Annotated in this window: 12 protein-coding genes; 7 read left to right on the forward strand and 5 right to left on the reverse strand. The window is 66.4% G+C overall.

The window, feature by feature from the left end:
* Nucleotides 1-94 precede the first annotated feature (94 nt).
* The 3 genes from RPB_RS07925 to RPB_RS07935 form a co-directional block, all read right to left on the reverse strand.
* Nucleotides 95-1324, reverse strand: a complete 1230-nt coding sequence (locus RPB_RS07925; protein ID WP_011440472.1) for a branched-chain amino acid ABC transporter substrate-binding protein — start codon at nucleotides 1322-1324, stop codon at nucleotides 95-97.
* A gap of 249 nt (nucleotides 1325-1573) precedes the next feature.
* Nucleotides 1574-4018, reverse strand: a complete 2445-nt coding sequence (locus RPB_RS07930; RefSeq protein WP_011440473.1) for a CaiB/BaiF CoA transferase family protein — start codon at nucleotides 4016-4018, stop codon at nucleotides 1574-1576.
* Nucleotides 4019-4077: 59 nt separating this feature from the next.
* Nucleotides 4078-4923: a uroporphyrinogen-III synthase gene (locus RPB_RS07935; protein ID WP_011440474.1), complete on the reverse strand. Its 846-nt coding sequence runs from the start codon at nucleotides 4921-4923 to the stop codon at nucleotides 4078-4080.
* A 126-nt stretch (nucleotides 4924-5049) separates the two neighbouring features.
* Between RPB_RS07935 and purU the strand changes: the two genes are divergently transcribed.
* Nucleotides 5050-5913: a formyltetrahydrofolate deformylase gene (gene purU / locus RPB_RS07940; RefSeq protein ID WP_011440475.1), complete on the forward strand. Its 864-nt coding sequence runs from the start codon at nucleotides 5050-5052 to the stop codon at nucleotides 5911-5913.
* Nucleotides 5914-5933: 20 nt separating this feature from the next.
* Here the strand turns inward: purU and RPB_RS07945 are convergent, their stop codons facing one another.
* The gene (locus RPB_RS07945) at nucleotides 5934-6233 is read right to left on the reverse strand and encodes a hypothetical protein (RefSeq protein WP_011440476.1); all 300 of its coding nucleotides are present in this window, start codon (nucleotides 6231-6233) and stop codon (nucleotides 5934-5936) included.
* A 411-nt stretch (nucleotides 6234-6644) separates the two neighbouring features.
* On the opposite strand from RPB_RS07945, the gene RPB_RS07950 reads away from it, so the two are divergent.
* The 6 genes from RPB_RS07950 (at nucleotide 6645) to RPB_RS07980 (ending at nucleotide 12648) form a co-directional block, all read left to right on the forward strand.
* Nucleotides 6645-7823 (forward strand): ABC transporter substrate-binding protein, encoded by a 1179-nt coding sequence (locus RPB_RS07950; RefSeq protein ID WP_011440477.1) that lies wholly within the window; start codon nucleotides 6645-6647, stop codon nucleotides 7821-7823.
* A 300-nt stretch (nucleotides 7824-8123) separates the two neighbouring features.
* Complete coding sequence (locus RPB_RS07960; RefSeq protein ID WP_011440478.1) at nucleotides 8124-8990, forward strand: branched-chain amino acid ABC transporter permease; 867 nt, start codon at nucleotides 8124-8126, stop codon at nucleotides 8988-8990.
* A 4-nt stretch (nucleotides 8991-8994) separates the two neighbouring features.
* Nucleotides 8995-10014, forward strand: coding sequence for a branched-chain amino acid ABC transporter permease (locus tag RPB_RS07965; protein WP_011440479.1), 1020 nt, complete (start codon nucleotides 8995-8997; stop codon nucleotides 10012-10014).
* Nucleotides 10011-10763, forward strand: coding sequence for an ABC transporter ATP-binding protein (locus tag RPB_RS07970; RefSeq protein ID WP_011440480.1), 753 nt, complete (start codon nucleotides 10011-10013; stop codon nucleotides 10761-10763). The genes RPB_RS07965 and RPB_RS07970 overlap by 4 nt, the downstream gene beginning before the upstream one ends.
* Before the next feature lie 23 nt (nucleotides 10764-10786).
* Nucleotides 10787-11509, forward strand: coding sequence for an ABC transporter ATP-binding protein (locus RPB_RS07975; protein ID WP_011440481.1), 723 nt, complete (start codon nucleotides 10787-10789; stop codon nucleotides 11507-11509).
* Nucleotides 11510-11529: 20 nt separating this feature from the next.
* Nucleotides 11530-12648 carry a cobalamin-independent methionine synthase II family protein gene (locus RPB_RS07980; RefSeq protein ID WP_011440482.1) on the forward strand — a complete coding sequence of 373 codons (1119 nt, stop codon included), beginning with the start codon at nucleotides 11530-11532 and terminating at the stop codon, nucleotides 12646-12648.
* 222 nt (nucleotides 12649-12870) lie between these two features.
* On the opposite strand, the gene RPB_RS07985 is transcribed toward RPB_RS07980, so the two are convergent.
* On the reverse strand, nucleotides 12871-14178 hold the full coding sequence (locus RPB_RS07985) for a UDP-glucose dehydrogenase family protein (RefSeq protein ID WP_011440483.1): 1308 nt from the start codon (nucleotides 14176-14178) through the stop codon (nucleotides 12871-12873).
* Nucleotides 14179-14213: the final 35 nt, after the last annotated feature.

The raw sequence follows: 14213 nt of genomic DNA on the forward strand, positions 1-14213 counted from the left end.
ACAGAACGCGGAGCCCGCGTCTTGTGGAGGCGACCCGTCACCCCAGCCCTCTCCCCGCAAGCGGGGAGAGGGGGGAGCAGCGCTTCAAACGTTGTTACGGCCGGTCCATCTTGCAGGTGGTCGGCAGCATGGTCTGGGCGGTGTCGATCTTGGCGACCTGCTTCCAGCCCCAGCCGGTCTTCTCTTCGTCGAACTGGCCCGCCGGGATGTCGCCGAACGACGAGACGTAGATCGGCTGGAAGAACTGGTGGTCGTCCTTCCGCATTTCACCCTGGCCGCCGTTGAACACTTCGAACTTCATGCCCTCGAGCGCCTGAGCGACCTTGACCGGATCGACCGACTTGGCCTTATCGGCCGCGGCGGCGAACATCCGCATTTCGTTGACGGCGCGCGGGTACCACAGGCTCAGGTCGACCTTGGCGCGGAACGCCTTTTCGAAGTCCTGCGATTCCTTGTGGGCGACGTTGGCGAAGCCTTCGGTGATCTGGAACACCTGGTGGTTGAGGCCGGTCTGCTTGATCGCAGTCGGGCCGCCGGCGCCGCCGGCGTAATAGGTGTACCAGCTCACCTTGAGGCCGGCATCGGCGGCGGCCTTGAGCAGCAGCGCGATGTCCTGGCCCCAATTGCCGGTCACCACGGTGTCGGCGCCGGACGCCTTGATCTTGGCGATGTAGGGGGCGAAGTCGGTGATCTTCAGCAGCGGATGCAGTTCGTCGCCGACGATCTGGATGTCCGAGCGCTTCTTGGACAGCATCGCCCGGGCGGTGGTGCGGACCGACTGGCCGAACGAATAGTCCTGATTGATCAGATAGACTTTCTTGATCGAAGGCTGATCCTTCATGTAGTTGGTCAGCGCTTCCATCTTGATGTCGGAATTCGCGTCCCAGCGGAAGTGCCAGAAGCTGCACTTTTCGTTGGTCAGCACCGGGTCGACCGCGGCGTAATTGAAGTACAGCACTTCCTTGCCGGGGTTGCGCTCGTTGTATTTGGTGACGAAGTCCGCCAGCGCGCCGGCGACCGAGGAACCGTTGCCCTGGGTGATGTAGCGGACGCCGGAATCGATCGCCTTCTGCGCCTGGATCAGGCTTTCCTGCGGGTTGGTCTTGTTGTCGAGCGGAACGATCTCGACCTTCTTGCCGAGAATGCCGCCCTTGGCGTTGAGCTCGTCGGCGAGATACTGGAAGGTCTTGAGGCCGCCTTCGCCGACGCTGGCGCCGCCGCCGGACAGCGGATCGATATAGCCGATCTTGACGGTTTCCTGGGCCAGCGCCGCGGAGCCGAACATCGGCAGCGCAATCACCATGGCAGCGATCAATCTTTTCATTCTGTTTCTCCCTAAATCCCCTGAGGGGCTTCTTGATCTTGCAAGGGTGTTAGCGCAGATCGGTCGGAAGTTTCAACCCGCCGATTGCGCTTCTGCAAAAATGATACTGTCGGGGCGCCGCATTCCAGCAAGATCGCCTTCGTCGCACGAGACTTGTCCGGATGTCGGACGCGGCGTTTCCACCTTGTCGTGCCTGCACGGGCGGGCGGGACGCGGCTGTCGCCGTCGTATCGAGGTATGGAGGGCGGTTCATTCGGCCGCCTGGCGGGCGCCGCCGCTCTTTTTGGCAGTCGCCACTCGCCCGATCACGCCGCGATCGTGCAGGTCACCGATCTCGGCCTCGGTGAGTCCGATCTCCCGCAGCACCTCATGATTATGCTGGCCGAGGGTGGGAGCCAGCCGTTCGATCGGGTAGGGCCGTTCGGCGAAGCCTTCGCGATACGACACCGACGGCAGCAGATGCGGCCCCATGAACGGCCGCACCACCGGCTGCCAGTGCCCGGTCGCGAGCAGATGCGCATCGCCGACCAGATCGACCGGCAGCCGCGCGACGCCGGCGGCGATGGCGGCCTCCTGCAGCGTCACCATCGCCAGTTCCGGCCGGACGGTCGAGGTCCAGTGCCGGACCGCGACCTCGATGCGATCCTCGTCGGCGCGGCGGCCATCGGCGGTGGCGAGCGCGGGATCGTGGGCGAGATCCGGCCGGTGCATCACCCGGCACAGCGCCGCCCATTGCGCGTCGCTCTGCACCACCAGCGTCACCCACTGATCCTCGCCGGCGCAGGGGAAGCAACCGCTCGGCACGAAGCGCGGATGCCGGTTGCCGAGCCGCGGGCCGGTGTGTCCCGTCACCGATTGTTCGATGATCGAGGACGCCAGCATCGGCAACATGCATTCGACCTGCGACAGATCGATGTGCTGGCCGTCGCCGGTGCGCTGTTGATACGTCAGGCCGAGCATCAGCGCGGCGGCGGCGTTCAGTCCGCCGACCGGATCGCCGAGCGCGGCGTGCTGCATCGTCGGCGGATCGCCGTCGCGGCCGGTCACCGACGGCAGCCCGGACGCCTGTTCCAGCGTCGAGCCATAGGCGCGGGCGGCGCTCCAGCGGCCGGTCAGGCCGAAGGCCGGCATCGTCACGATCACCAGCCGCGGATTGATCGCCTGCATCGCGGCGACGTCGAGGCCGAGCCGCGGCAGCACGTCGGCGGCGTAATTGTCGATCACCGCATCGGCGCCGGCGAGTAGTTTCGTCAGCGCCGCGCGGCCGTCTGCGGTGGTCAGATCCAGCGTGATGCCGCGCTTGTTGCGGTTCATCGTCTGGAACCAGTAGGTCTTCTCGTAAGTGCGTTCGGGATGATACGGCCCGCGCGGATCGGTGCCGCGGAACCAGTCCGGATACTGGCACGACTCCACCTTGACGATATCGGCGCCGAGATCGCCGAGCTGGCGCACCGCCGATGGCCCGGCCCAGCCCATGGTGAGATCGACGATGCGAATGCCTGACAGCGGCAACGCCTCGCTCGCGCCTGCTGCGCGATCTGCGATCCGCCGATGCGGCGACAGCTCCACGCCATCGTGCTCGCCGCACAGCGGCGCGCGGCCATTGGGCTTGCCGGGCGATGCCGTCAGCCGCTGCGGCAGCACCGGCGCCTCGAACGACGCCGTGCCGATCTCGACGGTGGCGAAGGCGCCGCGTTCGCGCATCACCGGCTGCGCCAGCAATTGCGCCATGTCCGGCACCAGCGCCAGCGGCAGCCGCAACGCGAGGCCGCGCTCGAACCAGTCCATCGCGGTCCTGTGCATCAGCACCGGCCGGATGATCGAGTTGAGTTCGTCGGCATGGATGAAGCGATCATTGGTCGCCGAATAGCGCGGATCGGGGCCCAGCTCCGGCAGGCCGATCATCGCGCAGAAGCCGAGCCATTGCGCCGGCGTCACCACGGTGACGCCGAGCCAGCCGTCCTTGGTCGCGTAGTTGCCGACCGGAAAGCCGCGGCCGAACCGGTTCAGCCCGATCCGCGGCCGCGTCGAGCCGGCCTCCAGCGCCAGCGCGATGTCGAATTCGGCGATCTGCAGCGTCGCCTCGAAGGCGTTGACCGCGAACCGGCGCGCGCCCTGATCGGCGCGGGCGAACAATCCGGCGAGCGTCGGGATGAAGGCGGTGAGGCCGGCGATCACCGCGGTCTGGCCGTCGCGCGGCAGCACCGGTGGGCCTTCCGCCGGGCCGACCAGTTTCACCAGCCCGGCGAGGCTGCGGCAGACCGCATCGGTCGCCAGATAATCGCGATACGGGCCGTGTTCGCCGAACCACGACAGCGCGGTGATAGCGAGGCCGGGCTGCGTTTCACGCAGACGGCGATGCGACAGCGTCGAAGCCTCGATCTCGACCGGATGCCGGGCGTCGAGCAGCAGGTCGGCGTCCGCAAGTAAGCGTTCGATCCGCACCACACCGGCCGGATCGTCGAGCTTCGCGGTGACGCTGCGCTTGTTGCTGTTCAGCCAGGCGAAGCTGGCGCTCTCGCGCCCTCCGCCGCGCTCGACCCGCGGTGCGACCTGCCGGTCTGGATCGCCGCCCGGCGGCTCGACCTTGACGACCTCCGCGCCGAAATCGGCGAACAGCTTGCCGCAGTATGCGAGCGCGTCGCCGGATCCCAATTCCACGACGCGCAATTCCGACAGCGGCAGCGCCTGCATGTCCACCCGACCTTGTTTTTCGTTGCCCGCATCTTGGCGGCGCGAACGAAACCGTCAAGTCACGATGATGGTGCAGTGCGCGACGCTCGGCGGTTCAGCGAGGTGATCATCGCGCTGATCAGCGGCTTCATGAAGAACGCGCCCTCCGGCGGCGTGATCGCCGGCGTGAGGCCATAGTGCCGCAATTCGTCCGACACCACCGGGCCGACCGACGCGATCGGCGTCGCGTCGAGGCCCTCGCGCAGGCGCGCCTCGTAGCCGCGCGCCGTCGCGACATCGAACAGTCGGCGGAGCTGGTTGGAACTGGTCAGCGCGATCGCGTCGACGCGGCCCTGCGCCATTTCCTCGATCGCGGTGACGACGTTCTCTTCCGCGGCGCGGGCGTCGTAGGCGTAGGGCAGCACGGCATCGACGACCGCTCCCTGCGCCTCGACCGCGCCGATCAGCGCGGCGTGATCCTTGTCGGGATAGAGCTGCAGGCCGACGCGGTGATCGCGCAAATCGGACTTCGCCAGCGTCGCGGCGATGCCCTCGGAGGTCGGCGTCTCGGTGGTGACGTCGGCGTCGAGCCCGATCTCGCGCAGTGCGCGGCCGGGCTTGGGGCCACGCGCGAACCGGCGCGTCTTGCCGATCGCGTCGACGAAGTCGCGCTCGCGATCGAGGCTGCGCGCCAGCCTGGTGAGCCGGCGCAGGCCTTCGCCGGTGGTCAGCACCAGATCGTCGAACGGGGCCGCGATCAGCCTGTCGATCCAGGCCGCGACCGGGGCGGGGTCCGGGGCGTCGACGATCGCCACCATCGGACATTGCAGCACCTCGGCGCCCTGATCGGCGAGCAGGCGGGAGAACTGCGCTTCCTCGCGCGTCTCCAGAATCAGGATGCGGGTGCCGTCGAGCCGTCCAGCCATGAAAACTCCGCCGATCGCCGTTTGTTTGATCATCTTGCGCCTTTGATCGGGATTGGCGCAAGCCTCGCGCCGATGCTAGAGCAGGGGCCCGAACCGAGCGCGCCGCCGCTGCTATCAAGATCGCCCATGCCGCATCATCAATACGTGCTGACCCTGTCCTGCCCCGATCGCGTCGGCATCACGGCCGCGGTGACGACGTTCCTGTTCGAGAACGGCCAGAACGTGCTCGACGCGCAACAATACAATGACACCGAGAGCGGTCATTTCTTCATGCGCGTGGTGTTCAACGCCGCCGACCGCGTGGTGCCGCTGGCGGAGCTGCGCACCGGCTTTTCCGCCATCGCCCTCAAATTCACGATGGGCTGGCACATGCGCGACCGCAGCACCCGCCGGCGGGTGATGCTGCTGGTGTCGCAGTCCGATCACTGCCTCGCCGATATCCTGTATCGCTGGCGGATCGACGAGTTGCAGATGATCCCGACCGCGATCGTCTCCAACCATCCGCGCGACACCTTCAGCGGCTTCGATTTCGGCGAGATCCCGTTCTACCATCTGCCGGTGACCAAGGACACGCGGCGGCAGCAGGAGGCAGCGATCACCGCGCTGATCGCGCAGACCAAGACCGATCTCGTGGTGCTGGCGCGCTATATGCAGATCCTGTCGGACGAGATGGCGGGCCGCCTCGCCGGGCGCTGCATCAACATCCACCATTCGTTCCTGCCCGGCTTCAAGGGCGCCAAGCCCTATCACCAGGCGTTCGACCGCGGCGTCAAGCTGATCGGCGCCACCGCGCATTACGTCACCAGCACGCTCGACGAGGGCCCGATCATCGATCAGGACGTCGAGCGCATCAGCCATCGCGACACCCCGGCCGATCTGGTGCGCAAGGGGCGCGACATCGAGCGCCGGGTGCTGGCCCGCGCGATGCACTATCACCTCGACGACCGGGTGATCCTCAACGGCCGCAAGACCGTGGTGTTCGTGGACTGATCGCGGCGGGTGGCGAGCGCTCAGCGCACCGCCGACGGCTCGGCGGGCTGTTGTCCGGTCTCGGCCGCCTTGGCGGCCTCGATCTTCTGCCGCTCGGCCGCCGGCATGTTCCGCAGCCGCTCCTGCTCGCGCATATAGGCGTCGTATTTGGCCGTGCCGGGGCGCGGCGGCGCGTTGGCCGGCAGGCCGCCGGCCCATTGCGGGACGTGGTCGGCGAGCCCGACGGTCAGTTGTTCATTGATGGTGCCGCAGCCCGCCAGACCGCTCAGCACGACCCCCATGGTGGACGCGACCGTCAGACGCAACAAACTCGCTCTCATGGATTCCTATAAGTCCCGGTTGATCGCCGCCCCGCGTCTGGCGGTCCGGCGCGCTGGCGCGAAAGCCTGTCGATGGCGCCGAATGGTCTTTCTGCTATCCGATTGTGGCATACCTGATATTGCTCCCATCATCCCGGCTTCCATGGCAATGATATGGCCGATCCGCCGATCAAAGCCGTGGATTCAGAGGTCGAAGACTGGGGGCCTCGCACCCTTCCGTAGCACGAGACCCTTGGCAATTGGTTGCCGTGGGAGCCGCCGTGACCGGCGAGGTGCGATCGCCACGCGTCGAACATCCTCGCCGGATGGAAGCGCTCCAGCCTGCAAGACACAGCGGCGCCATCTCGGCTAGGATACGGACCGGGGCAAAGCCCTCGGGACGAGACGCACAGGGGACAAGAGGAAACACTCATGCTGATGGGCAGACGAACACTGCTGCAGGCCGCCTGCATCGCGCTCGCAACCGCGGCTCCGATCGCTGCGGCGCAGGCTCAGGAGACCTTCAAGGTCGGCCTGATCGTGCCGATGACCGGAGGCCAGGCCTCGACCGGCAAGCAGATCGACAACGCGATCAAGCTCTACATCAAAAAGCACGGCGATACCGTCGCCGGCAAGAAGATCGAAGTGATCCTCAAGGACGACGCCGCGATTCCGGACAACACCAAGCGGATGGCGCAGGAGCTGATCGTCAACGACAAGGTCAATGTGATCGCCGGCTTCGGCATCACCCCGGCCGCGCTCGCCGCGGCGCCGCTGGCGACGCAAGCCAAGGTGCCGCAGGTGGTGATGGCCGCCGGCACCTCGATCATCACCGAGCGATCGCCCTACATCGTCCGCACCTCGTTCACGCTGGCGCAGTCCTCCACCATCATCGGCGACTGGGCCGCCAAGAACGGCATCAAGAAGGTCGCGACGCTGACCTCGGACTACGCGCCGGGCAACGACGCGCTGGCGGCGTTCAAGCAGCACTTCACCGCCGGCGGCGGCGCGATCGTCGAAGAGATCAAGGTGCCGCTCGCCAATCCGGACTTCGCGCCGTTCCTGCAGCGCATGAAGGACGCCAAGCCGGACGCGATGTTCGTGTTCGTGCCGGCCGGGCAGGGTGGCAGCTTCATGAAGCAGTTCGCCGAGCGCGGCCTCGACAAGAGCGGCATCAAGGTGATCGGCCCCGGCGACGTGATGGACGACGACCTCCTGAACAGCATGGGCGATGCGGCGCTGGGCGTGGTCACCGCGCACATGTATTCGGCGGCGCATCCCTCGGCGATGAACAAGGAGTTCGTCGCCACCTACAAGAAGGATTTCGGCCAGCGGCCGGGCTTCATGGCGGTCGGCGGCTACGACGGCATCCATCTGATCTACGAGGCGCTGAAGAAGACCGGCGGCAAGACCGACGGCGATTCGCTGCTCGCGGCGATGAAAGGGATGAGCTGGGAAAGCCCGCGCGGCCCGATCTCGATCGACCCGGAAACCCGCGACATCGTCCAGGATATCTACATCCGCAAGGTGGAAAAGGTCGACGGCGAACTCTACAACATCGAATTCGCCAAATTCGACGCCGTGAAGGACCCCGGCAAGACGAAGAAGTAAGGCGGAGCTCCGCGTGCTGAGGTCGATACTCCCCGCCACCCCATCGACGTCGTGCCCGGGCTTGTCCCGGGCATCCACGAACTGCGGTGCATGGGGCTCGTGGATGGCCGGGACGAGCCCGGCCATGACGGGCGGCGAGTTGGTGGCTCCACAAATCGCGGCCGTCATCCTGAGGTGCGAGGGCGAAGCCCGAGCCTCGAAGGATGACATGCTCCGGCAGAACATCGCCGCCGCCCTTCGAGGGCCGCGAAGACGCGGCCACCTCAGGGTGACGGCGCCCCCCCGATCGGCGCGCCTCTCATGACCTTCCTCACCATCCTGTTCGACGGCGTGGCCTACGGCATGTTGCTGTTCGTACTGGCGTGCGGGCTGGCGGTGACGCTGGGGCTGATGAATTTCGTCAACCTCGCCCACGGCGCCTTCGCGATGGCCGGCGGCTATGTCTGTGCGGTGCTGGTCAACACCAGCGGCTGGCCGTTCTTCGCGGCGCTGCCGATCGCCTTCCTCGCCAGCGCGCTGATCGGCGCGGTGTTCGAACGGCTGCTGTACCGCCACCTCTACGACCGCTCGCATCTCGACCAGGTGCTGTTCAGCGTCGGTCTCGTCTTCATGTCGGTCGCCGCGGTCGATTTCATCATGGGATCGTCGCGGATCTTCATCAAATTGCCCGACGCGCTGCAGGGCCAGATCGACCTGTTCGGCATCGGCATCGGCCGCTACCGGCTGATGATCATCGTGATCTGCGGGCTGCTGACGGTGGCGCTGCAATTGACGCTGGCCAAGACCCGGTTCGGCAGCCGGCTGCGCGCCGCGGTCGACGATCCGCGCGTCGCAGCCGGCCTCGGCATCAACGTGCCGCAGGTGTTCGCGCTGACATTTGCATTCGGGTGCGGGCTGGCCGGCTTCGGCGGCGCGCTCTCCGCCGAGATCCTCGGGCTCGATCCGTATTTCCCGCTGAAATTCATGATCTACTTCCTGATCGTCGTCACCGTCGGCGGCTCGTCGTCGATCACCGGGCCGTTCCTCGCCTCCTTGCTGCTCGGCATCGGCGACGTCGCCGGCAAGTACTATTTTCCCAAGCTCGGCCCGTTCGTGATCTACACCATCATGATCGTGATCCTGATCTGGCGCCCCAACGGCCTGTTCGGCCGCACCGCGGCGCGGTGACGGCATGACCGCGCCCGCAGATAATGTCGGCTTTCACGCCCGCCGCACCGCTCGCTGGCATGCCGGCGAGTTCGTGTTCTGGATCGCGCTGATCGGCTGCGGCCTGCTGTTTCCGTCGCGCTATCTGATCATGACCGAGATCCTCCGGATCGGCCTGTTCGCGCTGTCGCTCGACCTGATCCTCGGCTATGCCGGCATCGTTTCGCTCGGCCACGCCGCGTTCTTCGGCGTCGGCGCCTATGCGGCCGGCCTGATGGCGCTGCACGGCATCGTGGGCGAGCCGGTGCTGGCGCTGTTGGTCGCCGGGCTGGTGGCTGCCGTGCTCGGCTTCGCCACCAGCTTCCTGGTGATCCGCGGCGTCGATCTCACCCGGCTGATGGTGACACTCGGCATCGCGCTCTTGATGGAAGCGCTGGCGGAGCGGTTCTCCGACATCACCGGCGGCTCCGACGGCCTGCAGGGCATCGTGATGCAGCCGATCCTCGGCCTGTTCGAGTTCGACATCTTCGGCAAGGTCGCGTTCTGGTACAGCGTCGCGGTGCTGTTCGTGCTGTTCCTCTTGGCGCGCCGCGTCGTGCATTCGCCGTTCGGGCTCAGCCTGCGCGCGATCCGCAACAATCCGCTGCGCGCCTCCGCGGTCGGCATTCCGGTGAACCGGCGGCTGGTGATGGTCTACACGCTCGCCGCATTCTATGCCGGCATCGCCGGCGCGCTGTTCACCCAGACCACGCAACTCGCCTCGCTCGACGTGTTTTCGTTCGAGCGCTCGGCCGATCTGGTGCTGGTGCTGGTGCTCGGCGGCACCGGCTATCTCTATGGCGGGCTGATCGGCGCCGTGATCTTCAAGATCCTGCAGGAGTTCTTCTCCACGCTCACGCCGCAATACTGGCTGTTCTGGATCGGCCTGGTGCTGGTGACGATCGTCCTGATCGGTCGCGAGCGGCTGCAGAACTGGGTGCTGTTCGTGCCGCGCCAAGTGATGCGCGCGCTGCGCCGCGCCGGCCCGAGCGGAGGCGCGACATGACGCTGGCGCTGCAGACCATCGGGCTGGACAAGCATTTCGGCGGGCTCCACGTCACCCGCAGCCTGTCGCTCAACATCGAGGCCGGCGCGCGCCACGCGCTGATCGGCCCCAACGGCGCCGGCAAGACCACGGTGATCAACCTGCTCACCGGCGTGCTGAAGCCGGATGCCGGCCGCATCCTGCTGGAGGGGCAGGACATCAGCACGATGCCGGTGCACAGGCGCGTGCTGAGCGGGCTGTCGCGCACCTTCCAGATCAATCAGCTGTATGCGGACCTGACGCCGCTCGAGACCATCGGCCTCGCGGTGTCGGAGCGCTCCGGCCATGGCGGCGATTGGTGGCGGCGGATGGGCACCCGCGCCGACATCAACGGCGAGATCGCCGAGAATCTGGCGCGCTTCCATCTGCTCGACGTCATGAACGAGCCGACCGGGCGGCTGCCTTATGGCAAGCAGCGGCTGCTGGAGATCGCGGTCGCGATCGCCACCAAGCCGCGCGTGCTGCTGCTCGACGAACCCGCCGCCGGCGTGCCCGAAAGCGAGCGCCACGACATTCTCGCCGTGGTGGCGAACCTGCCGCGCGACGTCACCGTGCTGTTGATCGAGCACGACATGGATCTGGTGTTCTCCTTCGCCGACCGGATCTCGGTGCTGGTGTCGGGCGCATTGCTGGTCGAAGGCCCGCCCGCCGAGGTCGCGCGCGATCCGCAGGTCAAGGCGGTGTATCTCGGCGAGGACGCCCATGCCTGAGCTTCCAATGCTTGAGCTTCCAAATGTCTGAGCTGCTGGCGATCGACAGGCTGCGCGCCGGCTATGGCGAGGCCGTGGTGCTGCCGGAGCTGTCGCTGCAGCTCGACGAAGGCCAGGCGCTGGCGCTGCTCGGCCGCAACGGCACCGGCAAGACCACGCTGATCAACTCGATCGTCGGCGTCACGCGGCGGTTCTCCGGCCGGATCGTGCTCGATGGCGTCGACATCACCGCACTGCGGCCCGATCAGCGCGCCCGCGCCGGGATCGGCTGGGTGCCGCAGGAGCGCAACATCTTCAAGTCGCTCACCATCGAGGAAAATCTCACCGCGGTGGCGCAGCCGGGCCCCTGGACCGTGGCGCGGATCTACCAGATGTTTCCGCGGCTCGAGGAGCGCCGCGGCAATTTCGGCAACCAGCTCTCCGGCGGCGAACAGCAGATGCTGGCGATCGGCCGGGCGCTGATGCTCAATCCGAAGTTGCTGCTGCTCGACGAGCCGACCGAGGGTCTCGCCCCGATCATCGTCGACGAGCTGATGACCGCACTCGGCGCGATCACCCGGGCGGGCGGAATCTGCTCGATCATCGTCGAGCAGAATGCGCGAAAAATCCTCGGGCTCGCCGATCGCGTTGTGATATTGGAGCGCGGAACCATCGTCCATCAGGCGACCAGCGCGGCGCTGAAGGACGACCCCGCCACGCTGGAACGCTATCTCGGCGTCTCTGGCGCCGCCGGTACCAAACACTGAACTTGTTAGGGAGTGAAACGATGCAAAGAACCAAAGCCCCGTTCCGAGCCGACGAGGTCGGCAGCCTGTTGCGGCCGCAGAGCATCAAGGAGGCGCGCGCCAGGCTGGAGAAGGGCGAAATCTCCGCCGCCGATCTGAAGAAGATCGAGGACATGGAGATCGAGAAGATCGTCCACAAGCAGTCGGCGATCGGCCTCAAGCTCGCCACTGACGGCGAATTCCGCCGCTCCTGGTGGCACTTCGATTTCCTGGCCAAGCTGACCGGCTGCGAACTCTACCATCCCGACACCGGCATCCAGTTCGCCGGCGTGCAGACCCGCAATGATTCGATCCGGGTGATCGGCAAGCTCGACTTTCCCGACGACCATCCGATGCTCGAGCATTTCCGCTTCCTGAAGAAGCACGCCGACGTCGCCCATGTCACCGCCAAGATGACGATCCCGTCGCCGGCGGTGCTGCATTTCCGCGGCGGCCGCAAGGCGATCTCCAAGGAGGTCTATCCCGATCTCGACGGCTTCTTCGAGGATCTGGCCAAGACCTACCGCAAGGCGGTGAAGGCGTTCTACGACGCCGGCTGCCGCTATCTGCAGTTCGACGACACCGTGTGGGCTTATCTGTGCTCGCCGGACGAACTGGAGAAGGCCCGCGCCCGCGGCGACGATCCGGACAATCTGCAGCAGATCTACGCCCGTGTGATCAACTACGCGATCGCCGAACGCCCGGCCGATATGGTGATCACTACCCACGTCTGCCGCGGCAATTTCCGCTCGACCTGGATCTCCTCCGGCGGCTACGAGCCGGTGGCCGAGACGCTGCTCGCCGGCATCAATTACGACGGCTATTTCCTGGAATACGATTCCGAACGCGCCGGCGGCTTCGAGCCGCTGCGGTTTTTGCCGAAGGGCAACAAGGTCGTGGTGGTCGGCGTCATCACCTCGAAATTCGGCGAGCTGGAAAACAAGGACGACATCAAGCGTCGTCTGGAGGAAGCCGCCAAATTCGCGCCGCTGGAGCAGCTCGCACTGTCGCCGCAATGCGGCTTCGCCTCGACCGAGGAAGGCAACATCCTCAGCGAGCAGGAGCAGTGGGACAAGCTGCAGCTTGCGGTCGAAGTGTCGCGCGAGGTCTGGGGCAAGTAGGCCGCACCCTCGTCATTGCGAGGTGCGCAGCGACGAAGCAATCCAGGATCTTACGCTCGGCGCACTGGATTGCTTCGCTTCGCTCGCAATGACGGCGATTGGGCGTTGATTTTGCGGCCTGTATTGTCGGTCGGACTCTCAGGCGCACGATAGGACCGCGCATCGCGCGGTCCCCATTGCTCCGCTCGACTGGCCGCTCAGTTCAGCTCAGCCGACCGACGTTCAGCTCGGCCGCCCGACGCTGTGATACACGAAGCCGTGCTCGGCCATCTGGTCGGCGCGGTAGACGTTGCGCAGGTCGACGATCACCGGCTGCTGCATCGCGGCCTTCAGCCGCGGCAGGTCGAGCGCACGAAACTGCACCCATTCGGTGACGATCACCAGCGCGTCGGCGCCCGCGGCGCACGTATAAGCATCGTCGCAATAGGTGATATCCGGCAGCTCGGCCTTCGCCTGCGCCATGCCGACCGGGTCGAACGCCCGGACCTTGGCGCCCATGTCCATCAGCCCGGTCACCAGCGGGATCGACGGCGCCTCGCGCATGTCGTCGGTGTCCGGCTTGAAGGTGAGGCCGAGCACCGCGACGGTCTTGCCGCGCAGGCTGCCGCCGAGCGCGTGTGCGACCTTGCGGGCCATCGCGCGCTTGCGGTTGTCGTTGACCGCCAGCACCGCCTCGACGATGCGCAGCGGCACCTCGTGGTCGGCGCCGATCTTGACCAGCGCGCGGGTGTCCTTGGGAAAGCACGAGCCGCCGAAGCCCGGGCCGGCATGCAGGAATTTGGGGCCGATGCGGTTGTCCATGCCGATGCCGCGAGCGACGTCCTGAACGTCGGCGCCGACCTTTTCGGCGAGATCGGCCATCTCGTTGATGAAGGTGATCTTGGTCGCCAGGAACGCGTTGGCGGCGTATTTGATCAGTTCGGCGGTGCGCCGCGCGGTGTACATCAGCGGGCCCTGGTTGAGCGACAGCGGCCGATAGATTTCGCCGAGCACTTTCCGCGCGCGCTCGTCGGAAGTGCCGATCACGATCCGGTCCGGGAACTTGAAGTCGCGGATCGCTGCGCCCTCGCGCAGGAATTCCGGATTGGAAGCGACCGCGGCGTCGGCGTCCGGATTGGTCTCGCGGATCAGCCGTTCGACCTCGTCGCCGGTGCCGACCGGGACCGTCGACTTGGTCACCACCACGGTGAACCCCTTCAGCGCCGCGGCGATCTCGCGCGCCGCCGCATAGACATAGCTGAGATCGGCATGGCCGTCGCCGCGCCGCGACGGCGTGCCCACCGCGATGAACACCGCGTCGGCCTCGCCCACCGGCGCCGTCAGATCGGTGGTGAAGCCCAGCCGGCCCGCCTTGACGTTCGCGGCCACCAGTTCGTCGAGTCCCGGCTCGTAGATCGGAATCTCGCCGCGATGCAGCGCTGCGATCTTGCCGGCATCCTTGTCGACACACACCACATCATGGCCGAAATCGGCAAAGCAGGCCCCCGACACCAGCCCCACATAGCCGGTTCCGATCATCGCTATTCGCATTTCACGCTCTTTTGGCTGCAAACCGGCAGAACGCC

The organism is Rhodopseudomonas palustris HaA2, assembly GCF_000013365.1.
GTDB classification, from domain to species: domain Bacteria; phylum Pseudomonadota; class Alphaproteobacteria; order Rhizobiales; family Xanthobacteraceae; genus Rhodopseudomonas; species Rhodopseudomonas palustris_J.